Source organism: Paenibacillus sp. J31R120, assembly GCF_056269225.1.
The window spans coordinates 413,250-437,350 of record NZ_JBWDNN010000004.1 but is presented as its reverse complement, the minus strand read 5'-3'; the positions used below and the strand labels follow the sequence as shown (position 1 = coordinate 437,350).

Annotated in this window: 21 protein-coding genes; 1 reads left to right on the top strand and 20 read right to left on the bottom strand. The window is 50.3% G+C overall.

Annotation, left to right across the window (positions count from 1 at the left end; genetic code table 11):
* Positions 1-270 precede the first annotated feature (270 nt).
* The 4 genes from AC0YNW_RS17490 to AC0YNW_RS17475 all read right to left on the bottom strand — a co-directional run bounded on the left by AC0YNW_RS17490 (position 271) and on the right by AC0YNW_RS17475 (position 4,315).
* A complete protein-coding gene (locus AC0YNW_RS17490) occupies positions 271-1,953 on the bottom strand; it encodes a glycoside hydrolase family 13 protein (RefSeq protein WP_475833172.1) in 1,683 nt (560 codons plus the stop codon).
* A gap of 92 nt (positions 1,954-2,045) precedes the next feature.
* Positions 2,046-2,303 carry a hypothetical protein gene (locus AC0YNW_RS17485; RefSeq protein WP_475833016.1) on the bottom strand — a complete coding sequence of 86 codons (258 nt, stop codon included), beginning with the start codon at positions 2,301-2,303 and terminating at the stop codon, positions 2,046-2,048.
* A 134-nt stretch (positions 2,304-2,437) separates the two neighbouring features.
* Positions 2,438-3,178, bottom strand: a complete 741-nt coding sequence (locus tag AC0YNW_RS17480; protein WP_475833171.1) for a ThuA domain-containing protein — start codon at positions 3,176-3,178, stop codon at positions 2,438-2,440.
* A 60-nt stretch (positions 3,179-3,238) separates the two neighbouring features.
* Entirely contained in the window at positions 3,239-4,315 is a 1,077-nt protein-coding gene (locus tag AC0YNW_RS17475; protein ID WP_475833015.1) for a Gfo/Idh/MocA family protein, read from the bottom strand.
* A 131-nt stretch (positions 4,316-4,446) separates the two neighbouring features.
* Here AC0YNW_RS17475 and AC0YNW_RS17470 point away from each other — a divergent pair, with 131 nt between their 5' ends.
* Entirely contained in the window at positions 4,447-5,328 is an 882-nt protein-coding gene (locus AC0YNW_RS17470) for a helix-turn-helix domain-containing protein (RefSeq protein ID WP_387471285.1), read from the top strand.
* Between the two features lie 268 nt (positions 5,329-5,596).
* Here AC0YNW_RS17470 and AC0YNW_RS17465 read toward each other — a convergent pair whose 3' ends face one another.
* The 16 genes from AC0YNW_RS17465 to AC0YNW_RS17390 all read right to left on the bottom strand — a co-directional run bounded on the left by AC0YNW_RS17465 (position 5,597) and on the right by AC0YNW_RS17390 (position 24,099).
* Positions 5,597-6,490 carry a DNA-3-methyladenine glycosylase family protein gene (locus tag AC0YNW_RS17465; RefSeq protein WP_475833170.1) on the bottom strand — a complete coding sequence of 298 codons (894 nt, stop codon included), beginning with the start codon at positions 6,488-6,490 and terminating at the stop codon, positions 5,597-5,599.
* A 275-nt stretch (positions 6,491-6,765) separates the two neighbouring features.
* Complete coding sequence (locus AC0YNW_RS17460) at positions 6,766-9,120, bottom strand: hypothetical protein (protein ID WP_475833014.1); 2,355 nt, start codon at positions 9,118-9,120, stop codon at positions 6,766-6,768.
* Between the two features lie 43 nt (positions 9,121-9,163).
* Positions 9,164-9,364: a twin-arginine translocase TatA/TatE family subunit gene (locus AC0YNW_RS17455; protein WP_475833013.1), complete on the bottom strand. Its 201-nt coding sequence runs from the start codon at positions 9,362-9,364 to the stop codon at positions 9,164-9,166.
* A 289-nt stretch (positions 9,365-9,653) separates the two neighbouring features.
* Positions 9,654-10,349: an ABC transporter permease gene (locus AC0YNW_RS17450; protein WP_475833012.1), complete on the bottom strand. Its 696-nt coding sequence runs from the start codon at positions 10,347-10,349 to the stop codon at positions 9,654-9,656.
* Complete coding sequence (locus AC0YNW_RS17445) at positions 10,333-11,265, bottom strand: ATP-binding cassette domain-containing protein (protein WP_475833011.1); 933 nt, start codon at positions 11,263-11,265, stop codon at positions 10,333-10,335. The genes AC0YNW_RS17450 and AC0YNW_RS17445 overlap by 17 nt, the downstream gene beginning before the upstream one ends.
* A 78-nt stretch (positions 11,266-11,343) precedes the next feature.
* Positions 11,344-12,315 (bottom strand): sensor histidine kinase, encoded by a 972-nt coding sequence (locus AC0YNW_RS17440; protein WP_475833010.1) that lies wholly within the window; start codon positions 12,313-12,315, stop codon positions 11,344-11,346.
* Complete coding sequence (locus AC0YNW_RS17435; RefSeq protein WP_475833009.1) at positions 12,316-13,032, bottom strand: response regulator transcription factor; 717 nt, start codon at positions 13,030-13,032, stop codon at positions 12,316-12,318.
* Positions 13,033-13,048: 16 nt separating this feature from the next.
* The gene (locus tag AC0YNW_RS17430; protein WP_475833008.1) at positions 13,049-13,459 is read right to left on the bottom strand and encodes a disulfide oxidoreductase; all 411 of its coding nucleotides are present in this window, start codon (positions 13,457-13,459) and stop codon (positions 13,049-13,051) included.
* A gap of 10 nt (positions 13,460-13,469) precedes the next feature.
* A complete protein-coding gene (locus tag AC0YNW_RS17425) occupies positions 13,470-14,156 on the bottom strand; it encodes a DsbA family protein (protein WP_475833007.1) in 687 nt (228 codons plus the stop codon).
* 175 nt (positions 14,157-14,331) lie between these two features.
* The gene (locus AC0YNW_RS17420) at positions 14,332-14,889 is read right to left on the bottom strand and encodes a GNAT family N-acetyltransferase (protein ID WP_475833006.1); all 558 of its coding nucleotides are present in this window, start codon (positions 14,887-14,889) and stop codon (positions 14,332-14,334) included.
* 138 nt (positions 14,890-15,027) lie between these two features.
* Positions 15,028-16,767, bottom strand: a complete 1,740-nt coding sequence (gene cysI / locus AC0YNW_RS17415; protein WP_475833005.1) for an assimilatory sulfite reductase (NADPH) hemoprotein subunit — start codon at positions 16,765-16,767, stop codon at positions 15,028-15,030.
* Positions 16,768-16,826: 59 nt separating this feature from the next.
* Entirely contained in the window at positions 16,827-18,698 is a 1,872-nt protein-coding gene (locus tag AC0YNW_RS17410) for an assimilatory sulfite reductase (NADPH) flavoprotein subunit (protein ID WP_475833169.1), read from the bottom strand.
* Positions 18,699-19,066: 368 nt separating this feature from the next.
* Complete coding sequence (locus AC0YNW_RS17405) at positions 19,067-20,797, bottom strand: ABC transporter ATP-binding protein (protein WP_475833004.1); 1,731 nt, start codon at positions 20,795-20,797, stop codon at positions 19,067-19,069.
* Positions 20,790-22,523, bottom strand: coding sequence for an ABC transporter ATP-binding protein (locus AC0YNW_RS17400; protein ID WP_475833003.1), 1,734 nt, complete (start codon positions 22,521-22,523; stop codon positions 20,790-20,792). Before AC0YNW_RS17400 ends, AC0YNW_RS17405 begins: the two co-directional genes overlap by 8 nt.
* 71 nt (positions 22,524-22,594) lie before the next feature.
* A complete protein-coding gene (locus tag AC0YNW_RS17395; protein WP_475833002.1) occupies positions 22,595-23,848 on the bottom strand; it encodes an ATP-grasp domain-containing protein in 1,254 nt (417 codons plus the stop codon).
* Complete coding sequence (locus AC0YNW_RS17390; RefSeq protein ID WP_475833001.1) at positions 23,845-24,099, bottom strand: acyl carrier protein; 255 nt, start codon at positions 24,097-24,099, stop codon at positions 23,845-23,847. The genes AC0YNW_RS17395 and AC0YNW_RS17390 overlap by 4 nt, the downstream gene beginning before the upstream one ends.
* Positions 24,100-24,101 lie beyond the last annotated feature (2 nt).

The following is a 24,101-nucleotide window of genomic DNA, read 5'->3' as shown; positions in this document are numbered from 1 at the left end:
GGCCGCGCGGAAGTAACCGCTTACGTTCTCATTATCGTGTCGTATATTCTCTAGTTCTCTTACGGAAAAATGACCATCTGACGTTAAGTTGAAGGGTTTGGTGTTCGATATTATGCGGAAGTGTTCGATGTACTCTTGAGCGCGGGGTTAAGCGAATGGTTGAGTGGGGGACTTGCGGGAAGGGCTGTTGGGGCAAAGCGCAAGGGCTTGCACAAGGGGGATTAAAATACGATGGGGTGTTGATTTAACACCCCATCGTAAGAAACGAGCTTATTTCGTTAACGAGTAGACACGAGCTTCATAAGGACGAAGCGTGAATCGGTTGATGTCAGCGGCCGGGTCAATATCGTCATAATTGGCGATCATCAGCTCTCTGGCGCTATGAGCCAGTTCGCCCGGGAGGATAAATTCAGTCTGCTCTCTGAAGAAATTAAGGATGACTAGCCACCGCTCTCCGTTCAGCTCTCGTGTGTAAGCGTAGATGCGTTCATCCTCCGGCAGAATCAGCTCGTAACTGCCGTATACCATAATGTCATGTCGCTTGCGAAGCTGGATCAGCCTTTTGTAATAGTGGAAGATGGCGTCCGGGTCAATGAGCGCCTGCTTCGCATTGATCCGGCCATAATTAGGATTGGACGCCAGCCACGGAATGCCAGTCGTGAAGCCGCCATTCGGCGAATCGTCCCACTGCATCGGCGTGCGCGCGTTGTCCCTTCCTTTCGCATAGATCGAGGCCATGACCTCCTCTTCCGTCATGCCATGCTCATGCCGATGCTCCCGGTACATGTTGAGCGTCTCGATGTCACGGTAATCATCGATAGACGGGAAGCGAACGTTGGTCATGCCGAGCTCCTCGCCCTGATAAATGTACGGCGTGCCTTTGAGCGTATGCAGCAGCGTGGCCAGCATCTTGGCGGATTGCTTATGATACGCGCCTGTGTCTCCGAACCGGGAGACCATGCGCGGCTGATCATGATTGTTCAGATAGAGGCTGTTCCAGCCATCCTCGGCCAATCCCACCTGCCACTTGTGCAAAATATCTCTCAGACCTTTCAGCGTCCAAGGCTTCAGGTCCCATTTGCCATGTGGCCCGGAATCTACGTCCATATGCTCGAATTGGAACACCATGTTCAGCTCCCCGCGATACTCGCCCGTATAGAGCTTGGCCTGCTCAACGGTTGCGCCCGGCATCTCGCCAACCGTCATAATATTGTACCTCGACAGCACCTCGCGGTTCATTTCCTGCAAGTATGGATGGATGTTCGGCCCGTTCATAAAGTGCTCGCCGCCCCATGCATACCGATCCTCGCCGACACTTGGCAAGTCCGGCGTCTTCGAGATGCAGTTGATGACATCCATCCGGAAGCCGTCGATTCCTTTGTCGAGCCAGAACGTCATCATGTCGTACACTTCCCGGCGAAGAACGGGATTCTCCCAGTTCAGGTCCGGCTGCTTCTTCGAGAACAGATGCAGGAAATATTCGCCCGTCGCCTCGTCATACTGCCATGCCGAGCCGCCGAAAAACGAAACCCAGTTGTTCGGCTCCTGGCCCTGCGGGCTTGCAGGCCGCCACATATAGTAGTCGCGGTAAGGACTATCTTTGGAGGACCGCGACTCCATGAACCAGGCATGCTCGTCCGAGGAGTGGTTCACGACGAGATCCATCATCAGCTTCATGCCGCATCCGTGGATGCCCTCCAGCAGCTCCTCCCAATCCGCCATCGTGCCGAATTCGTCCATAATATCGCTGTAGTCGCTAATGTCGTAGCCGTTGTCATCGTTAGGAGACTTGAAGACGGGGCTTAGCCAGATGACGTCTACGCCTAGCTCCTTCAAGTAATTCAGCTTGGAGATGATACCCTGCAAGTCCCCGATTCCATCACCATTGGAGTCCATAAAGCTCCTTGGGTAAATCTGGTATACAACCGCTTCCTTCCAAAATGCTCGCTTCAGCTCGCTCATTCCTCAATCACTCCTGTTCGCTCTCTTCGTCGTATCTGCTTCCTAGTATGAAGATGTCGCCCGCGCGCGAAAACGTACATCCTTCACACGTTGCGGAATATAATGCACCCTCGGGTGCGTGGCGCAGCTACTGCTGCGTGACTTTCGCAGGCTGCAAGCCGAGTTTCTCGGCTTAGAGCGCGCGGCGCGGCACTTTCGCAGGCTGCAAGCCGAGTTTTGCGGCTTGGAGCGCGCTTGCGCGGGCCTTTCGCATGCTGCAAGCCGAGTTTTGCGGCTTGCAGCGCGCGGCGCGCCCCGCTCCAGCTCGCCGCCGGGGCGTAGCCCCTCGTGCTGCGTTGCAAAGCAAATAGGCCCTGTCTCTTATGCTGGACCAAAAGAGAACAGAACCTATTGTTCAGCGTATGCCAGCTGCTTCAACTTTAGCCGGCCCGCTTTATACCCCAACCGTACAAACTAAAAACCAAAATCAAACTGCTTACTTTTCTTTGCCAATTGGCTCGATCGGCTCCATCCGTCCGGAACGGGTTGCGGCACCTGCGATAGGCGCGGCCCAGCGAACGGCGTTGCCGATGACCTTCAGCACTTCCGGCTGATGGTAGATCGGGAATGTCTCATGGCCCGGACGGAAGTAGAACAGCTTGCCCTTGCCGCGACGGTAGCAGCAGCCGCTGCGGAACACTTCGCCGCCCTCGAACCACGAGATGAAGACAAGCTCGTCCGGCGCCGGAATCTCAAAGCGCTCGCCATACATTTCTTCCTTCGGAATTTCAAAGTAATCTCCCAAGCCCTCCGCAATCGGGTGACCGTGCTCGATAACCCATACTCTCTCTCGCTCACCGTCATCACGCCATTTCAGCGTACCCGTCTTCGTGCCAAGCAGACGCTCGAACAGCTTAGAGCCATGGCCGGAGTGAAGTACGATGAGCCCCATGCCATCCGTCACAACGCGGTCGCGCACCTTCTCCACAATGTCGTCGCGCACTTCGCCATGCGCCAGATGTCCCCACCAAATCAACACATCTGTATTCGCCAGCACTTCATCGGTCAAGCCATGCTCCGGCTCATCCAGCGTCGCTGTGCGAACCTCAACCGGCTCATTGGTCTTCAAATAGTTGCCGATGGCATTGTGGATGCCCTCTGGATAGATGCTAGCTACATGCTCATTTTCTCTCTCATGCCGATATTCGTTCCATACCGTTACACGGATTGTCATGATATCTCCATCTCCTATTCCTGCTGCAATTTGTTTTCACTTCCCGCAATGCCCCAGCCTTACCTACATCGCTTCCAGCTTGGCCACACCGTCGCCCTCAACTGTCGACACCCAGCGCTCCTCCGCAAACGATTCAATAATAGCGTCCAGCGTCAGCTGATTGATATAGCCATCCTCGATCGTTGCATCCAGCCCGTCTCCTTTGCCCTGCAGCAAGTTGAAGAAGGACTGCATTTGCTCCGCTGCGCAGCTCTCTGGCACGGCCGCGTCCCTGAAGCCGCCCTCTTCATCCGCAACGTTCACCTGCAGCGAGTCCGATTCCTCCAGGTTGTACACTAGCGACCCTTTGGAGCCGTAAACCTCGATGCGCTGGTAGTTCCCGCGGCCAAACGCAAACCGAGAAATCTGCATGGAAGACGAAACTCCGCCCTCCATCCGGCCCAGCACATGGCAGAAGTCGTCAACATCTACCTCGCCAGTACCATTGCCGCCGATCAGCTCACGCTCCCGAACAATCGTGTCAGCATGCGCGATGACCTTCTCCGTCTCACCCACCAGGAATCGATGCAGGTCCAAAATATGCGACCCCAGATCACCAAGCGCGCCAGAGCCGGATAGCGTCTTGCTAAAACGCCATACGAGCGGAAGCTTCTCATCAATGGCCCACCCTTGCAAATATTGGCTATATATATGATGGATGCGTCCAAGCTTGCCCTCGGCAATCAGCTGCTTTGCATAACGTGCAGCGGACTTGTAGCGGTATGAGAAGCACACCATATGAGGAATCGGAGACTTCCGCAGCTCTTCGCGCAGCACAAGCGCTTCCCCCGTGTTCATCGCTATAGGCTTCTCCAGCGCAAACGGTTTTCCGAATCGAATCGCATCCCGTGCCACTGCAAAATGATTGAAGTTCGGCGTGCCGATCATGACCGCGTCAATCTCTCCGTTCTGAAGCATATCCTCATGGCGCGCATAACGTCTTTCCGCCGGAATGCCCAGCGACTCGCCCCGCTCCGCAAGCGCAATCTCATTGACGTCACAAATGGCCCACAACTCGGCATCCGGACTTTGCTCAATGCCCCAGATGTGATAATTCGCAATTCCGCCAAGCCCAATGACCCCGATTTTCAGCTTCCCCATATCCACCATCCATTTCACATTCGAGTTGGCCGTTCACCAACAGTATAGAGTGTGCTAGAATAATCGAAAATGAGCAATGGTGACGCTTTTTGTACAATACCGACTTTTCCAAATAGAGGGTGTGAACCTGTATGTTAAAAATGAACGTCGACAAAGTCCCCAAAATCATGCTGATGGGCTTCGTTTCCTATACTGCGCCATGGATTCATTTCGACCGCAATACCGACGAGCATATTCTGTATATCGTTAAAAACGGCGAACTTCATATGAGGGAGAATGGCCGCGACTACGTGTTGAAGCGCGGGGACTCGCTGCTGCTAGAGCCTGGACTTGATCACGAGGGCACCAAAAAGGCTACATGCGACTATTATTACTTTCACTTCAAGCACCCGGGCTTGTCATCCGCTGAGGACCTGAATCCTGTTGAGCTTGCTAAAAGCATTTTTTTGGAGGAACAAGTCGATACGGAGGAGGAAACGACTTACTACTTTCCCAAGCTGCATTCGCTCTCGGACAAAAACAGCTTCAGCCAAATGATGCATGCTCTTAATGAGCTGCTTATTCTCTATAGACGCAAGCATTACAACCGCGGATTAACCGCGCTGCGCTTCTCTGAGCTGCTTATCGAGCTGTCACGGGACTACTTCCTGCACAAGCTGCGGCATGAGGGCGGCAAAGGCTCCAAAGCCGTAGCCAAAGTCCATGCCCTCCTTGACTATATCCACCAGCATTACACGGAGAAAATCGGCAGCGCCATGATTGAGAGAGAGTTCGAATCCAATTACGATTATTTGAACCGGATTTTCAAGGAGACGACGGGCTACACCATTACAAGGTACGTTAACAAGGTGCGCATCCAGCATGCGCAGGAGCTTATTCAGGCGACACATATGAGCTTTGGGGAAATCGGATATTTGACAGGACTTGAGGACCCCTACTACTTCAGCAAAGTGTTCAAGCAGTTCACGGGCGTAGCGCCGGGGCAATATTATAAGCAGGTGAGAGAGCTATAGCCCCGCCCAATAACAAACGGCCATCCAATGGGGATGGCCGTCAAATCGTCAGTATGGTGTGAAGATTATCGTTTCAGCCGACGGCTGATTGAGGTTTAGGTTTAGGTTTATGTGTACGGTAGTCAATGTTTCTTCGCCTTCTATCACCTGACATGTTGGCAGCCCTGCATGCTGCGCGTCCTTCGATGCTCCATCATAGTTACAAAACAATCTAATTGGATGCTTAAGCGCTGAGTTAGCAGTTAAAACAAGCCCGCGCACCTTCCCATTAGTACAACAACCGCCACAAATAAAACGTGGCATATGCTTCCCAGCCGCGCCAGCCTTCGGACAAAGCAACCAGCTCCGGCTTGGTCGGCTTCCGGTCCATGCCAAGCTGCAGCTTGATCGCATTATGCAAGCCAACATCGTCGATGGGGAACGCATCCGGCAGCCTCAGGCAACGCATGATCGCATAATGGGCTGTCCACGGCCCGATCCCCCGCATGCCGGTCAGCAGCTTCTCCGCTTCCTTCAAGCTGCCTGCGGCAAGGAGCCGCTCCTTGCTCAGCGCGCCTGAAGTGACAGCTTCGGCAGCTCCAATCAAATACTCGCATTTCTTCACCGTCATGCGCAGCGGCTCCAGATCGGACACCGACAGCGAGGCGATCAGCTCCGGCTTAGGGAAGAGCCAATGCGAGACGCCTTCGGCTTCCACCGACTCGCCGTAGGACTCAACAAGCCTTCTCTTCAGCGTATAAGCAAAAGCCAAGTTAATCTGCTGTCCGATAATTCCCCAGCACAGCGCCTCGAACAAATCCGGTATGCCCATCAGTCTTAGGCCATGGAATTGCTCAACTGGCTCCTGCAAGAGCCTATCGCCTGACGCAAGCTCATAAAACGGAGACAAATCCCGGTCCAGGTCAAACCATTCCCTCACATATATCTGTGCAGCAGCTATAAGCCTATCACGAGCCTCCACACTTGCAGGAACTCCTATTAACTCCAACCTTAGTCCACCGCCAGGAGACGGACCAACCTTCATCACGGCCTTATCTTCACCATGCGCTATCGCTTTATAGACAAATCCATCCTCGATCCGATACATGCATTCATTCGCCGATCTCTGCAAATAAGCAATGTTTTTCTCAAAACTGAACGCCTTCGGCACCTGCAGTTCCATAACTATAGGGTTCAAAAGTACTCCTCCGCTTCCCTCACGCCTTCTCTTATATCTAGTTGTAGCATAGAACAGAGAGAAATAAACTACGGAATCTTGCTCTTTTAATCTGCGGATGACGGTTATTCTAAAACAGAAAGGAAGTCAGACTGCGTCAAGCAGCAAAGCTTCGCACATCGAAGGGGCTCGTTGCGAGGAATCCAACCGTCATGCAAAAAGCGCAGCCCCTGTAAAGGAACTGCGCCATAACCCGTCACGAATATGAATCTATTAGTCCGCTAAAAAATCATATTATAAGCAGCGCCATGCTTGATGGTGTCGCCTTCCTCCGCCGGCAGAGACGTGCGGTCTACGCCCTCCTCCACGCAGGAGATGAGGCAGAAGAAGTTGCCCGCTCCGAAGCCGCCGTCGTCCGCTGCATATTTGCCGCCCTTGAAGTGCGCGCCGATCGAATGAAGCCGGTTGCCCGTGCCCTCGATATGAAAGTGGGCGGTATCCGCATCGGCAGCTGCGCTGACGATCTGACCGATGTTGAAGGTAACGGCGTTGCCCGATTCAGTGCTTTTGAAAAAAGCTTTTTCCCCGTTGGTGCCGCTGAAATGAGCCCCGCCGCCCAAGGTGACACTTTGCGCCGCGTTGCCGCTTGTCGTCTTGTCCCAAGCTCCGGTCAGTACGAAGCCGCAATTGATGAAGCCGCCGCCTTGAATGACGATTTCCTTGGTGCCTACCCGGACCTTGCCGGTCGTCGGCGAAGCGCCCTTGAACCAGGTGTTGATCAGCGTCAGCTTGTTCAGACTGCCGATATTGACGTCCTCTACATTGAAAAATTCGCAGTTCGATATATGCAGGTCGCCGTTAATTGGCGTGTAGCCGACGGTATTCGCCCGAATCGGCCGAGCAATCTCGTAGCCGTTCAGCATGCCGAAGGAGCTGCTGTCGATGATGTTTTTTCGCTTGGAGAGGGATGAGCCTTTTGAAAGCGTAATCATATTTTCCGCCGTACAGCCGCGCATATGCAGCCCATCGACGTTAGCCCAGATTGAGCCCGAGTTGGCGAGTCCCTCCTTCACGATCGCGTAACAATCCTCCAAGGTCAGATCTGTCAGCCGTTTGTTGGCGACGATGCGCGTGGCAATATGCTTTTTCACCGTAATCCGCTTGGCGCTGTCTCCCCATGTCGTGCCGCTGTTCGCGAACGAGAGCAGGCCCGAATTCCCGATGTAGACCAAATCATGCTCATACTGGCCGTGCGTCACGAACGGACCGTAGTCGTCGCCGTCTCCATGGCAATTCTCCACCATGCTGTAAGCCGCGCATGTGAAGTCATTCAAGTGGCGGGCGTTGCTCGTATTGCAATCCCGGACATGCCCGTAGAGCACATTAAGCTGCTGGGTCAAATACCCCGTGCCGCCCCAGTCCCGCTCCTCCGGGTTGATCAGCTCGCATTGCTCAGTTATGTAGTGGGAGCAATAACGGCGCTGGATAACCGGCCAAAACACTTTGGTCGCACGAATGCCCGACACATTGCACTCTACTGCAAATTCGTAAGCTACGGGATTGGACCCAATCTGATCCCATGTCTCGAATGGACGTACGCTAGCCGATGGATTGTGAGGCACAGGCACTCCGACAAACTGCATGTTGCGTACATGGCAATGAAAGACCGGATTCATCTTCGTATAGGTAATCGTTCTGCCTGCCGCGAGCGGCCAGCCCAGCTTATAATTGACACGAATGCTTTTGGAAGAGAGAATCTCCGTCACTTTGACCAAATAATCCAGCTCGCGCTGCGCGCCGCCGCCGGAATTATTGCTGATTCTAGCAATCCACCAATCGTCGACCTGGAACGCGGAAGCATTCGATACCTCCAGCACATCGCTGCCCTCCGGAATTGTGGCACTAATCGCAACCGACTGGCTGCCGCCCGCCTGCGTGCCCTGGAAAAACAGCACCGCGCCAAACGGATTGTCTCTCGTATTGAGCTCTATTCCCTCGGTGGTGACCGTATGACCCCCAAAGTCCAGCTCAATATGGCTGCGATGGAAGACATGCCTTCGGGCAAAGTTCAAGTCGGTATGCGCTTCAATCCGATGAATGGAAGGATCGTTCACCATCGCATCCAGCGCGCCATCGGCATTCTGGCTCGGCCCGAATATGCCAAACCAGCGGAAGTCCGCCACTCCGTTATGAATCGTCAGCCAGCGGCCGCCGCTCATGCCCGAAGATTGATGCACGGTTCCCCCGTTAGCCTGCGCCGTGCTGCTTTGCGACCAACGAACAACTTGACTGCCTCCGTCGCCAGCCGAATAGTATCCGCTTACATAAACAAGCGTGCCTTCTTTCAATTGGCCTTTGGGTATGGATGAGAGAGCTTGTACATTGGCCACTTGGAGCATGCTGGACGGAGCGCCCTTGTCGATCTTCTGATCATCCTTGCTCTGCACTTCGCTATCGGCGAAGGCCAGCTTGGGAAATAAAGCGCTGCCTGCAAGCATGACACTGCCGATGCCTATCGCTTGAAGCATCTTCCTTCGGCTGATTACTCCTTCTTCCTTGCGTTCAACCGAATTGCCCGCTTCCATCTCGGCTAATGGCATATCCCCAGCGAGATTATTGATGTCTTTCTGATTCACGAAGATTCCTCCATTCAATCAGTTAGATTGCAGAATTTCACAGTTAAGATTCTTTTTTCTTTTCTTCGGCTTGTTCTACTGACTTCCCTGGCTCATCCTCCGCCACGAGCGCTCTTGTACCGCTTCGAAATTCGCGAATCGTTGTCCCCACAGCTTTCCCCAGTTCAGGAAGCTTCTTCGGTCCAAATAGCAGCAACGCCAAAATCCCAACGAGAATAATTCCGGTAATCCCGATATTAGGCATATACAACCTCCTCATCCCGCATTTGATTTCCATCTAATGTACATTATTTGTGATAATCAAAATATTAAATTAGTTAATGTACATCTGATATACAGATTATACAAGCCACTATTTTTGGATGTCAATCTAATATTTTGAATGGTGTGAATTGAAAGATAATTATCCGTGGTATCGCAATTGCGCTGAGTACGACGATAGTCAGAAAGCATAACAAAAGACGACCTCATAAGAGGTCGCCTTTCTACTTCACGCCGCGGCCATCGGCCATGACGAATGAACACCATTGCGTCTAAGCGACGTCGACCCGATCGATATTCCGGATGCTCAGAAGCGTTAGCAGGATACCCAGCGCCCCCAGCGACAGCGGTATTGCAATGATCGAGCCAAGGCTGAAGCCCATATTGTTGGAGCATACGACCATAACAAGCAGCACGGCTGTCACGATCGTAGACGGAACGGACTTCTTCCTCATCCCGATCGTCAAAGGAAGCAAGCTCATGCCTGCTGCTGCTATCGCATTGGTTATGATAGAAATCCCATGATTGATCAGCAGCTCAGACGTAATCGTATCCGGCACATAGCCCAAGTTGGCATTGACCGTCAGAAATATCGTGCCGATAAGAAAATTCGCAATGATAACGTTAGCCAAGGTCCATACAAATACCATCGACAGCTTGGCCGTCAGCAGCTTCTTGCGGCTCACCGGATAGGCGAATAGAAGAGCCATCGTCTTGTTCTGGAATTCTCCGATCACGAGTTTGGACAACAGAACCGATGCATAAATAATAAACGTAGCACGTATAAGCGTGTCAATCAGGCCAAGCATCTCTGCATTGCTTTGGAAGATAGGCTCTTGTTGTGTAGGACCCTCTACCATATAGATGAGGAGCAGGAACCCGAGAATCACACCATACGTAATGAGCGATCCCCATAGATATCCCGTCATCCTGCCTTTCTTAAACTCCAGCTTAATTAATTGCATCATGTCCGCCACCTCCTCGTGTCAATTCCAAGAAATACTCTTCCAGCGAGTGATGGCGCCGATTGATGGCGGTCACCGGAACATCGTTCAAGATTAGTCCCTTGAACAGCTCCTCCTGCGTAGTCGACATCTCGTAGATGCGTACCGCCGTGTTGCCTACAATCTTGTAATTGCGAATGCCCAAACGGTCATCCAGCACAAAGGCGCACAGCTTCACATCTGTCGTTGAAATTTCCACGTAATCGGTCTTGGATTTACGGATACTCTCCATGGACACTTCCTCCAGCAGGCGTCCGCGATCCAATACGCCGATTGTATCCGCAATTTGTTCAATCTCCGCAAGCATATGGCTCGAGATCAGGAGCGTCATGCCGTATTCATCGCATAGTCTTCTGAACAGCGAACGCGTCTCCTGAATACCTTCGGGGTCCAAGCCGTTGATCGGTTCGTCCAGCAGCAACAGCTCCGGGCGGGTACAGATCGCTCTGGCAATGCCGAGCCTCTGTCTCATGCCAAGCGAAAATTGCTTGACCGGCTTGCCCTCGATGCCGCGCAGTTGAACCAGCTCCAAGGCTTCCTTGATGGCTCCTGGGCGGTGATAGCCCATATATTCACAGTGCAGCTCAAGATTCTGCTCCGCGGTCAGCTTCTCGTAAAAGACCGGCGCCTCAATCATATGGCCGATCCGCTTAAGCGGCTCAATCGTACCCGGCAGTAGCCGCTCGCCGAACAGCTCAATTTCGCCTCCCGTCGGCTTGACCAGATTCAGCAGCATCTTCATTAGCGTGGACTTGCCCGCTCCATTCGGCCCAAGGAAACCGTAAATTTCCCCTCTGCGAACTTTCATACTGACATTTGTAACGACGTCTGCCATGCCGTATGTTTTGCTTAGCAGCCTCGTTCGGATTAATTCCGCCATGTGTTCACTCTCCCGCTTGTTTTCGTTATGAGCTAATCTTATCGCGGGACTCTCACTTTTTTCTGTCTGAAATCTTACTTATTTCTTACTTCCCGCTCTTGCTGCCGCTAGGTGTTCTGCCGCCTTCAGCGTTACGGTAAAGCTTGTGCGGATATCCGGTACGCTCTGAACCGCTATGCTGCCGCCGATTCGCTCAATCAAGCGCTTCGTAATCGTAAGGCCAAGACCGCTCCCCTGTACGTTCTTATTCCGTGAATCCTCCAGCGTATACAGCCGCTCGAATATTCGTTTCTGCTCGCGCGAAGGTATACCGGGTCCCCGATCCGCGACCTCAATGACGATCTGCTCGTCCCGCCGCTTGATGGACAGCCCCAAATATTTGCCGATCGCTCCATAGCGGACAGCATTCGAGAGCAGATTGTCCAGAATACGCCTCAGAGCCTCTTCATTCGCGTATACCTGAAGCGGCTCTTCCCTAATATCAATATCGACCTCATAGCCCTCGGAAGCGAGCAGATCGTAATAAGCCAAGATACGGTGGCGGGCCAGCTCCCCAATATCGAGCACCGCCATTTCCATCTCCGAATCGTTCGCCTCAAGCTTGGCCAGATCAAAAAACGCATTCATAAGCGCAAGCACCTCCTGCGTCTTCTTGTAAATCTGGCCGAGCAGGCGCCGCCGCTCCTCCGGCTCCAGATTCGGGCTTCGATCCAGCATCTCGGCATATCCAAGAACGACCGTAAGCGGCGTCTTCAAATCATGCGATACATTAGACAGCATGCGGCGCATCGCTTGCTCCGTCATCGCATAATCGTAGGCGGATTGGCGGGCGCGATCCAGCAAATCATTGATGGCGCGCAGCAGCTCCCGCAGCTCGCTCAGCTCCGTCATGACCTGCACTCGTTCTACAGAAGAAGCCGGACGAGCGGCAATCTCGTCCAGCTTCGACTGGATATAACGAAGATGATTCCGGGTTTCCCGGTTTTTAGAGCGCTCACGGATATACAAGATGGCGAATAAAAGCGCAAGGCCAAGCGCCAGCCACAGCATCTAGACTTCCCCCAATCGGTATCCGATTCCCCACAGCGTACGGATGTAACGAGGGGTTGAGGGATCGTCTTCAATCTTCTCCCGCAGCCGTCTCATATGGACGTTAATCACGTTCTCGTCGCCGTAATAGTCATCATTCCAGACCAACTGATAAAGCAGTGCTTTCGTATAGACACGTGTCGGATGCTGGACGAACAGCTTCAAGATCTGAAATTCCTTGGCTGTCAGCTTCACATCCTCGCCCCGCTTCGTCACTGTGAAGTTATCCGGGTCGATACATAGATCGCCGCACACCAGCAGCGCCTGGCCTGCCTCTTCAGCAGTCGGGACGGAATCGGGCGCCGACACATATTGTGTCGCTCTGCGAATCGACGCGCTTACTCTAGCTGCCAGCTCCAGCAGAGAGAAAGGCTTTGCAATATAATCATCTGCGCCGAACCGCAGACCAAGTGCCTTATCCACTTCACCATCCTTTGCAGAGATGATTAGAATCGGCACTTTGCTTCGCTCACGGATGCGCTGCAGCAGATCAAGACCGTTCACATTCGGCAGCATCAAATCCAGCAGCACCAGATCGTAGCTCCCTCCATCGAACGCCTGCAGCGCGGAGCCGCCATCATTAACGGTCGTCACGTGGTAGCCTTCTTTGGATAGATAGTCGACGACCATCTCGCTAATAGACGGATCGTCTTCGATGAGCAGCAAGCTGCCGGTCATGCAGAGCGCCCCCTTCTTACTTCTTTCTAAATACGATCAGCAGCACTGTAATAAGCGTGAATGCGATCAGTGCGAGGAACGGAATTGTAACGAATCCAAACCAGTTAATATATTGCGCGCTGCAAGGAACCCCTTGCGTGCACGGCTTGATAGCCGCAAAGCCCGGAATCTTCTGCTCCATGTAGTGGAAGGAAGAGACCAGCATGCCCAGGATGGACAGCGGCAGCACATACTTCTTAATGGAATGCTCGTCATAAAAAGCGGCGATGCCCAGCAGCAAGCTTAACGGATACATCAAGATACGCTGATACCAGCAAAGCTCGCAAGGGATAAATCCTCTAATCTCACTGAAGTACAGGCTGCCCAGCGTCGCCACAACGGCAACCAGCCAAGCAAAATATAAGACGTTGCGTCTCATCAGCTCCATGATTGACCTCCTATTTCAGCTGTTGCTCGATAACGGCCTTAATCGCCTCGTAATCGAGAGGATTTGAAAGTTTCACATCATTGACCATAATGGTCGGTGTCGCTCTTACTCCGAACTGCTTCACAAGAATTTCGTCAAGCGCAACAAGCTGCGCCGCTTCCTCCGTTGCCATCGTTGCTTTCAACGCTTCTTCATCCAGATCCGGTACAGCCGCTTTGGCTGTCTCCATCACCTTCTCCTCTGTCAGCCACAGGCTGTCATGGTCTGCGCCCGGCTGTGCGTCAAATAGCTTCTTGTGGAAATCCCAGAATTGATCCGGGTGCAGCTTCAGCATCGACTCACTTGCAAGTGCGCCCAGCTTGGACTCTTCGCCATGGAACAATACGTTGATGTAGGAGAATGTTGCTTTGCCTGTGTCGATATAATCGGCTTTCAACTGCGGCCAGATGATCTCTCCCCAAGCTTTGCATGTCGGACATTTGTAATCGCCGAACTCCACAATGGACACCTTGGCTGCGGCATCGCCCATCACAGGCTGTGCTACAATCGAAGGTGCACTGCCGATCGATTCATTGGCGTCTCCGCTCTTGGTCTGCTGGTTGATGACAAACAACGCAACGACAACAACAATAATGACAGCCGTATACACCACAAAATAACGCGATCCGCCCGGCTTGGTTCCTTTTTTGGAAGCCATATTTTTAAAACCACCTTTTTCAACATATTAGATTGGCATGCTATCTCACCAAACAATATCATATCAAGGACTCTTCCACTATAGAGCAGAGCGGGCGAAAACGCACAATTTTGAAAACGCTGATGGCTTCAGGCAAGCGCGTGTATGCGGTCTGAAGGCTTCTGCGATGGCTTTATTAGAATAACGCGTTCTGGTAGTAGATCAGATGATCTGCCCACTCGCCGTGTTCGTACAGGAACGCTTTCCTGGTGCATTCCAATTGCATGCCGGCACTCTCCGCCAGCTTGACGGACAGTTCATTGTCCAGGTTAATATGAGCCTCAATGCGGTGAAAGTTCAAGTCGCTGAACGCGAGATGGATTGCTTCGATTACAGCTTCTCTTCCATACCCCTTCCGCCAATATTGATTGTGAATAGAATATCCGATTCTCCCCCATTGAAATTCGTCCCGCGCCAATGTCGAAAAATCGATCATGCCCAGGTGCGCACCGTCCGCTTTACGAAATAGCCCGAAGATGTACGCTTTGTCATCCAGCGCCAGCTCCTGGTGCCTGTCCACGAGCCGCTCGAACCATCCCTCCGTACATTCGCTCATATCCCTCCTCCCCTGGTCATGCTTGGATTGGGAAGGATGTCGCGCTTCAAATGCGTGAAGCCAATTGCTGTAATCCTGTTTGGCCAGTGGCCGTATAACTAACCGTTCTGTCTCCGAACGGGAATGAAATCCGTTCAACCTGTTAACTCCTCTGCAGCATCATGTATGCCTACTCTCAGTTATATCATGGCTCCCCGCATCCGACTATAAGAGCGAACAAAAAAGCACAAGAGAGAAGCTTGCCTCGTCCTGTGCTTATGCTGTGCATTCGTTACATTAGCTATGAAAATCCGTACCGGAGAGAACAGGCTTCACATAACCCGTGCGAATAACGAAATCGCCGAAATGCTCGTTATGATCACGCTCCGCCGCATAGCGATGAAGAATCGGCTTCAGCGTATCAAGAATTTCGTTCTCGTCCACATTCTCGCGGTACAGCTTGCTAAGGCGGTCACCTGAGAAGCCGGCGCCCATGTACATATTGTATTTGCCTGGCGACTTGCCGATGAAAGCAATCTCGCCAAGCGCAGGACGCGCGCAGCCGTTCGGGCAGCCGGTCATACGGATGTTGATCTCGTTGTCACGCAGGCCGACCTCTTCCAGAATCGGCTCCAGCTTATCAACCAGAGTCGGCAGGTAGCGCTCGGCCTCCGCCATCGCCAGTCCACACGTAGGGAAAGCTACGCAAGATAGGGAGCTGCGGCGAATCGCGGAATGATGTCCGCCATCCGTAATGCCATGTTGACCAAGCAGCTCCATAATTTTGGCTTTCTTCGCTGTAGTGATGCCTGCAATCATCAGGTTCTGGTTCGCCGTCAGACGGAAGTCGCCCGTATGGATTTTCGCAATCTCGCGAAGTCCCGTCTTGAGCTGATAGCCCTCTTGATCGGCGATACGTCCGCTCTGGACATACAGCGTCAGATTCCAGCGGCCATTCTTGTCCTTCTGCCAGCCATAGCGGTCGCCACTGTTCTCAAAGTGGAACGGACGAGCCGGTTCCAGCTCCCAGCCGAGACGCTCGTGCAGCTCCGCTACGAACCAGTCCAGACCGTGGCGGTCGATCGTATATTTGAAGCGTGCGTATTTCCGAACGGAACGGTTGCCATAATCGCGCTGGATCGTCACCGTCTTCTCCGCGATATCATTGACTTGCTCCGGCCTGATAAAGCCGATCACGCGGCCAAGCTGCGGATACGTATTGGTGTCGCCATGCGTCATGCCCATGCCGCCGCCGACCGTAACGTTGAATCCAACAAGCTTGCCCTTCTCGACGATGGCGATATAGCCCAAATCCTGCGAATAGACGTCTACGTCGTTGGAAGGCGGCACTGCGATGCCGATCTTGAACTTACGCGGCAGATAGACCGGCCCGTAGATTGGCTCTACCGGGTCTGCTCCTTCCACCTTCAGCAGCTCCGTGCTGTCAATCAGCTTCTCGCCTTCGAGCCAAATCTCATGGTAAGCCGGTGTGCGAGGCGCCAGATGCGTCGTTATCTGCTGCGCCCAGTAGAAAACGTCGGAATGCACCTGGGATTGCTCCGGGTTCGGGTTGCACATGACGTTGCGGTTGACGTCGCCGCATGCGGCAAGTGTCGTCAGCAGCGTATCGTTAATGCTTTTGATCGTATCCTTCAGGTTCCACTTCAATACGCCATGAAGCTGGAATGCTTGTCTGGTCGTCAGTTTGATACTGCCGCTGCCGTACTTCTCGGCAAGCTCGTCAATGACGAGCCATTGCTCCGGCGTCGAGACGCCGCCCGGTGTTACGACACGAAGCATGAATTGGAACGAAGGCTCCAGCTTCTGCTTCTGGCGCTCATTGCGCACATCGCGGTCATCCTGCATGTAGCTGCCGTGGAATTTCAGCAGGCGGTTATCCAGTTCGGAAAGCCCGCCTGTAATCCGGTTTTGCAGCGATTCCACAAGTGAACCGCGCAAATAGTTGCTTTCCTTCTTCAAATGTTCAACGTCGCTCGGCGGTCCGCCGACCGGCTCTACTTTATGTCCCTTTGTCATTGCTGCAGGCTCCTTTCACCGTTGCGCTTCAAGCGCACGCGCTAGCTCTATCGATTCGATTAATATACGTCACGTTGGTAGCGCTGCTGCGCCTGCAATTCGGCCAGATAGGCTTTCGCCGCCTCGGCGTCCAGTCCGCCTTGCTGCTCAAGAATGGTCAGAAGCGCGTTATGCACATCATGCGCCATATGCTTCTCATCGCCGCACACATACACATGTGCGCCTTCTTGCAGCCAAGCGTACAGCTCTGCCGCCTGCTGCAGCATCCGGTGCTGTACGTACACTTTCTCCTTGGAGTCGCGGGAGAACGCCACATCCAGCTTCGTCAGCACGCCGTCATTCAGCATGCGCTGCCAGTCAGTCTGATACAGGAAGTCCGTCACGAAATGGCGATCGCCATAGAACAGCCATGTCTTGCCTTCCGAGCCAAGCTCTTCTCTCTCTTCCATAAATGCGCGGAAAGGAGCGACGCCCGTACCCGGACCGACCATAATAATAGGAGTCTCTGGATTAACAGGAAGCTTGAAGTTCGGGTTGTGCTGAATAAAGATCGGCAGCGAATCGCCTTCTGCCAGACGCTCCGACACCTGCACGGAGCATACGCCTCCGCGAGCGCGCCCATGAGATTCGTATTCCACCTTGCGAATCGTCAGATGCACTTCGTCTTCATTCGCTTTGTTGCTGCTCGCGATGGAATAGAGACGCGGCGGCATTTTGCGAAGGATGGAAACTAAATTCGCGGCTGTCAGCCTCCAAGGACCGAAATCCTGGAGCAGATCGAGCAAGTCGCGTCCGTTCGTATAAGCTTTCAGCTCCGCTTTTTTCTCGGGAGCAAGCAGCTCGGCTAATTGTCCATTGTCCGTAAAAGCTGCAGCCTTCTCCAGCAGCGGCTTCGTCAGCACCGTAATCTCGAACTGGCGAAGAAGCGCGGAACGAAGAGTGCCTTCGTCGCCGTCTTTCGCTGGCACGACAACCTCGGAAGGTGACCAGTTCATCGCTGCAATAATCGCATCGACAAGAGCCGGATCATTTTCCGGGTAGATGCCTACGCAATCGCCCGGCTCATAAGAGAGGCCTGAGCCTTCCAGCGACAGCTCCAGATGGCGTGTCTCCCGGTCCGAGCCGCGTCCATTCAGGTTAATGGTCGTCAGCACCTCAGACTTGAACGGATTGGATCGCGAATACTCGGATTCTGCTGATGCTGTTGCAGAGGCTACAGCCAGAGCCCCAGTTGTTGCTGCCGCAGCTCCCGTTCCGGTTGCAGCGTCAAGCGCGCCGATGACGCTTGCCATCCACTCGGAAGCAGGCGCTTCAAAGTCGAGGTCGCAATCGACGCGAGCGGTCAGACGTTCTGCGCCAAGCTCGGCCAGGCGCTCGTCAAAATCAATGCCCGTTTTGCAGAAGAATTCATACGATGTATCGCCTAGTGCCAGCACGGAGAACTTCAGTCCGTCCAGCTTCGGCGCGCGCTTGGAATATAGGAATTCGTGGAATGTCAGAGCATTATCCGGCGGATCGCCTTCCCCATGCGTGCTTGCCACGATAAACAAATGCGCCGTCTTCTTCAGACCGTTCGTTTTGTAGGTACTCATGGCAGACAGAGTCACTTCAAAACCTTGCCCCTTCAGCTTATCCGCCAGCTTGCCGGCCAGACGCTGCGAGTTCCCCGTCTGCGAACCGAACAAAATCGTCGCTTCGCGCGGAGCTGCCAGTACGCTTGCAACAGCTTGCACTGCTTGCGCCGCTTGCTCCAATGCTGGCGCAATGAGTTGCGCGCTAGCTGCGGTTTCGGCCGATGCCGCACCCGCCCGATAAAATGTCAAAAAACCGCCGAGCCATTGTGTTTGCGCCTCCGTCAACGTCGGCAGGAGCTTGTTAAGCAGTTCGGCCTGCTCTTCCGTAAACGGACTGTTCGTCACCTTCAGTTGCAACAACATCCACCTCGCATCAAATCTCATTCATCATCAATTCATGGTTCACGTTCGTTCATTTTCAGGCTAATCCCAAGTATAGCACTATGATTTTATTTTCTGCTCTAAACCTACCACAGACTTACATATATGGTCAACGAAATCCGTCGCTTTCCCTCTATAAGAAGTTTTGAATTTAAAGTGAGGGTTTGCTTATAGGTTAAAAATGGTTGTATTTAGGCACTCAGAAAAATAAAGTACTTTAATCCTGTTCTTACATCGAAAATTATTCTTGTGATCAGACGCACAAAGGTTCGTTAGACAAATGCGCTAACGAACCCTGTGCTTAGTAATAATATAAAACACCATACGGTAGAGGAGGCTAGTAACTACGAAAATACTTCTGCAACACTTCTTTCTTTCTCAAATAGAGCTGCATACAACCCGCCTTTTGAGAGAATTTCGTCATGCTTGCCAGCTTCCACAACCGTTCCTTCATTCAAAACATAAATAATATCCGCATTTTGTATCGTCGTTAGGCGATGCGCAATCACAATCGTAGTTAATCCTTCTCGCGCCTCATCTACCGCAAGCTGGAGCTTTCTTTCCGTTTCCAAATCCAAAGCACTAGTCGCCTCGTCCAGAATCAGAATTTCCGGTGTTCCCAACAATGCGCGAGCGATAGCAAGCCTCTGCCGCTGTCCGCCTGACAAAGTAACTCCTCTTTCCCCGATTTCAGTGTCCAGTCCATTAGGCAAACTATCAATTAATGACTTGATTTGCGCAGTTTCGCAGGCTGCATAAATCTGCGCCTCGCTCAAATGCTCCCTTCCCATTAACAAATTCATTCTGATGGAATCCGGGAAAAAATAAGGCTCCTGAAATACGATATTTACGCGATCGGACCAGTCCTGGCGGCGAATATCTTGAAGCGGCGTGCCATCTATTAAAATTTCACCATATTGCGGCTGATAAAAACGCGCCAATAATTGAGCGATCGTCGATTTCCCGCCGCCGCTTGACCCTACAAAGGCAATTTTTTGGCCCATAGGTATACGAATGGATAAATCCTTAAGCACCAAAGGCGAATCTTCCGCATATTTAAATCCTACATGATTCAGTGAAATCGCTTGAATCGGCTGTTGCAGCTGTTCATTTCCTTCCTCCCACGTCTCATGTTCCAGAACTCTTTTTAGCCGCTCAACTGAGGCCATCCTACCCGATATTTGCAAAGCAAAGTTAAATAAACCTTGAGCGGCAACCATCAATTGTACCGCAAATTGAAAGAGTACGACAAATGATCCAAGTGACATAGAGTTGTTTATAACGAGCAAACCGCCAATACATAAAGTAGATAATGTTACAAACCAACGAAGCGGATCGCTAAACAATAATTGTTTATTGAGTAATTTCCCTTCCCGCATAACCGCCTGAAAGTACTTTTTATAGAAGGTTGCAAACTTTTTTTCTTCCCACTCCAAACGATGAAATGCAATCACTTCCCGGGTAGAAGAAACCCCTTCTTCAATATGTACTTGCAAATCAGAACCTCGTTCCCGGACCTCCATAGCCGCCTTCTGAACTTTAGGGCCAAAATACAGGGCTAACCATATATATAGGATACTTATAACAATAATTGAAATTAGAATAATCGGGCTGATCCACCCTATAAATCCGCCTATTACAACTAAGCTGACTGCATGCTGAATACCCAGAGGTATAAAACCTGGAATAATAGCCGAAACGACCTCAACATCCCCCGAAAAATGATTGACTAATTTTCCTGTACGCTCCTTCTGCAAGGCGTTTGTCGGCCATTTATGGAGCTTCTGCATAAGCTGATCGGTTAACTTGCGGAATAATTGAAAAGAGCTGTCGTCCAAATATTTTGCAGCAATAGCATGGAAGGAGTTGTAGACAATTAAACATACCGTGAATATAGAGAGATATAAAACAGCCCGATTATAATTTCCAGCTATAAAAATATCATCAATAATCCACTTCTGCACACCTGTCATCGCAATTTGGGCTACAATTTTTATCGTAAAAAGAAACAATCCTACAAATATGCCCCATCGTACCCAGGAAACCATCACCAACAACCATTTAAAGTTACTCATGAGTTGCCTCCATCCCACTCCCCTGAACCAGTCGATAAAACGCTTTTCGACTTGCCATCAGTTCCTCGTAACTTCCTTGCTCAACGTTAGAACCTTCATGAATAAATACAATTCTATTGAAATCTTTGACGGTAGATAACCGATGTGCCACCGCTATCGTTGTTCTACCGGCGAGCAAGGAATCAAGCGCCTTTTGCACTTCGCTTTCACTTATATTATCCAAAGCGCTGGTAGCCTCGTCCAACAATACGATAGCCGGGTTTTTAATAAACATTCGTGCAATGGCAATTCTTTGTTTTTGCCCTCCTGATAACATAACGCCCCGTTCTCCAACTACAGTGTCGTATCCATCCGAAAGCTGTAAAATAAATTCATGTGCATACGCAGCTGTGGCCGCAGCGATTACATCGTCTTCTGATGCTTCAGGATTTCCGAACAATATATTTTCGCGAACCGTTCCTCCAAATAAATATGTTTCTTGGAAAACATATCCGATTCCTGAACGTAGCTGTGCAAATGAATATTTATGAAGCGGAATATTATCCAAACATATCTCGCCCTCGTCGGGATCGTAAAATCTACAAAGCAGTTTTAAAAGGGTTGACTTGCCGCCGCCGCTCGTGCCTACAAGCGCAACCTTTTCTCCCTGCTTGATTTTCAATGAAAAGTTTTGAACGACATTAGGTTGAGCATGATAACCGAAACTTACGTTTTTAAATTCAAACTCGCCTTTTAAGTCGGAATGATGATGAGACTGATCCGTCTCTTGCACTGCCGGTTTTTTATGCATAAATTGATAAACGGTATCCAGTTGCTGCAACAATAGACGCTGCTCCGTTGTTAAGGTAACCACAACAGTTAATACACTTATGACTTGAAAATACAATATGGAATAGGCTACAAATTCCCCAACTGTAAGAAGATTATGTTTCACTAGCCAAATGCCATTGGCAAAAATGGCCACAGCCCCTAATCCAATTGTGATTCTTCTTACTGTTCCGCGCGAATAAGCATAAAAATTCCGTTTCAGCTGGGTAGTATGCAATACTAAATATTGGTGAATCAGCCTGCCAATACTCCATTTACTGGCTCCAAATGCGCGCACTTCATGCAGTCCCGCAATTGTGTCGTAAGTTTGCTTATTAGCCAATTGCCGTTCCTTATTCGCTTCTTTGCTCCAGATTGTAGCCTTTTTTTCGAAATAGGGACCGATCAAATAATACATGAGGAAAAAAGGCAAAATCCAAACGCTGAGTCTCCACGACAAGCTGATCACAAATGCTAGCATAATAAAGAGCGAAATCGAATACCGCACTAGTTCCGGCGTATAATTTCGGTAAATACGATGGGCTGCCGCCAATTCTGTATGAAATAAACCTATCGTTTCGCCAACAGGCCGCTCCTCAAAAAAAGCAAAACCCAATTTGCGGAGCTGACGAAACATCCCCAACATTAAATCCTTTGAGGCGTTCTCTACAATTTCACGCGACAATATGTTGCTCCACGCTTGAGAAAGCAACATTAGAACCACAAGTGCCCCCAGAAAAACGAGGCTCCATACAAACGTTTCTACCATCTTGCCCGGAACTATAGTGTCTACAAAATACTGTATGTATTTAGTAAATGACAACTCTACTAAGGTAATGACCAGTCCACACCCAATGAAAAAAATCATTTTTTTCCAATAAGGTTTTAAATATGATAGAACCCAGCGGTAAATAGACATAGAATTCCCCTTTTTAACTTAATCCCTCGAAAATCAAACTCTATGACAGGCTCGGGCTTTAATGGGCTCTCTCACCACTTTCCCGTCTGATCCATGAAGGAATCCGCCATTCTGTGTATTTTGTTGAATTCGTTTCCGTAAAATAATACAAATATACGATAGATCACTTTAGATTCTTTACTAACAGGGTGTCGGGCAAACGTATACACTAAAAAACCATTTGAATCATCCGGCATGATTTTTTCTTTTAAGGTTTGTAGAATCGAGTTAAAATCCCTTATTTCTTCCGTTTCAATACGAATAAACCTGCTGAAAATATATTTATATGTATGTTGTAGTCTTGAAACTAGAGGAAGCACATACGTCACTTGTGTAAATCTTGCATTTATCTCAATAATCGGATACAGAACTCCATTGTCGCCCAATATAGAGTCTATCCCACATATTCCCTTGTATCCTCTTTTCAAGAGTATCTGGCCTAAACGAATCATCTCTGTTTCATATGCTTTGCGCGCATCAGCAGTATGATTAGGAGTGAAATCAGTACCTAAATATACCGCCTCCTGATCGATCTTCTGTTCAGTGATCGCCAGTATTTGAGGGCCATTATCATCAATCCATAATTGGCAATTCATACTTTGTTGCACCGGATACCAGCCTTCAATTAATAAAGTGAAACTTTTGCTTCTTCGTTCAATAAACTTTAACAGTAAATTAAAGGAGTTTTCATTATCAATTATTCTTAATCCTTTTCCAGATGATCCATATGGTATTTTAAAAACACATTTCTCAAAACCTAGTTCTCTTAATGTAGCGTAAGCCTCTCTCAATTCAGAAGAGCTTGTGCAAAAATAACCTTTTGTAACTTGAAATCCATTTTCCTCTGCAAACTTTCTTGTATAAAATTTACTATTTATTTTTTTTACCAGCTCATAATCAGCTCCAAAAACTTTAAGATCGGAGTCTCCGGAAAATTGTTCAGCTAATTCCTGGGTCACAATATATGGAATTAATAACGAATGTGAAGCATCTCCCAATATGTTACCCATGTCACTAACTGCAATAATTTGAGGCAAGCTAACTCCTTCTTCAATTAAATAATTTAAAAAACCATCATCGGGATGATGGCGAAATAATAAAGTATCCTCGTCATTTGCAATAAACAACATCTGCTGTTCCATCTGCTTAATTAACTCCAACTGCTGCGTATCTTGTACGGACGGGAACACTGAAGCCTCATTCCAAACCTGTTCTTGGTTTATGTTATAGTACCAATATTTTTTTTGATAGTTTGTTGGAATTACGTTTTGGGGATTAATAATCATGACCCTACCACCATTTTATCCTGAATACGATCGGTCATCTTTTGGATCGTAGAGAAATTTTCGAACATCAGTTCTTCATCATCAAATGCGATATCAAAAATCTCTTCCAGTTCAACAATTAATTGAACTGATTTCATTGAATCAAGTCCCATGGAACCCAAATCGTCCTCTAAATGAATGTCTCTCTCATGAAGTTCTAAAAGTTCCTTGAGCTTAGTTTTGATTTTTATCTCAATTTCTTCTTTGCTCATTT

Coding starts and splice junctions, on each gene's coding strand:
- AC0YNW_RS17475 (WP_475833015.1), bottom strand. CDS start 4,315: ATGGGGAAGCTGAAAATCGGGGTCATTGGGCTTGGCGGAATTGCGAAT.
- AC0YNW_RS17470 (WP_387471285.1), top strand. CDS start 4,447: ATGTTAAAAATGAACGTCGACAAAGTCCCCAAAATCATGCTGATGGGC.
- AC0YNW_RS17465 (WP_475833170.1), bottom strand. CDS start 6,490: ATGGAACTGCAGGTGCCGAAGGCGTTCAGTTTTGAGAAAAACATTGCT.
- AC0YNW_RS17455 (WP_475833013.1), bottom strand. CDS start 9,364: ATGCCTAATATCGGGATTACCGGAATTATTCTCGTTGGGATTTTGGCG.
- AC0YNW_RS17450 (WP_475833012.1), bottom strand. CDS start 10,349: ATGATGCAATTAATTAAGCTGGAGTTTAAGAAAGGCAGGATGACGGGA.
- AC0YNW_RS17445 (WP_475833011.1), bottom strand. CDS start 11,265: ATGGCGGAATTAATCCGAACGAGGCTGCTAAGCAAAACATACGGCATG.
- AC0YNW_RS17440 (WP_475833010.1), bottom strand. CDS start 12,315: ATGCTGTGGCTGGCGCTTGGCCTTGCGCTTTTATTCGCCATCTTGTAT.
- AC0YNW_RS17435 (WP_475833009.1), bottom strand. CDS start 13,032: ATGACCGGCAGCTTGCTGCTCATCGAAGACGATCCGTCTATTAGCGAG.
- AC0YNW_RS17430 (WP_475833008.1), bottom strand. CDS start 13,459: ATGGAGCTGATGAGACGCAACGTCTTATATTTTGCTTGGCTGGTTGCC.
- AC0YNW_RS17425 (WP_475833007.1), bottom strand. CDS start 14,156: ATGGCTTCCAAAAAAGGAACCAAGCCGGGCGGATCGCGTTATTTTGTG.
- cysI (WP_475833005.1), bottom strand. CDS start 16,767: ATGACAAAGGGACATAAAGTAGAGCCGGTCGGCGGACCGCCGAGCGAC.
- AC0YNW_RS17405 (WP_475833004.1), bottom strand. CDS start 20,797: ATGAGTAACTTTAAATGGTTGTTGGTGATGGTTTCCTGGGTACGATGG.
- AC0YNW_RS17400 (WP_475833003.1), bottom strand. CDS start 22,523: ATGTCTATTTACCGCTGGGTTCTATCATATTTAAAACCTTATTGGAAA.
- AC0YNW_RS17395 (WP_475833002.1), bottom strand. CDS start 23,848: ATGATTATTAATCCCCAAAACGTAATTCCAACAAACTATCAAAAAAAA.
- AC0YNW_RS17390 (WP_475833001.1), bottom strand. CDS start 24,099: ATGAGCAAAGAAGAAATTGAGATAAAAATCAAAACTAAGCTCAAGGAA.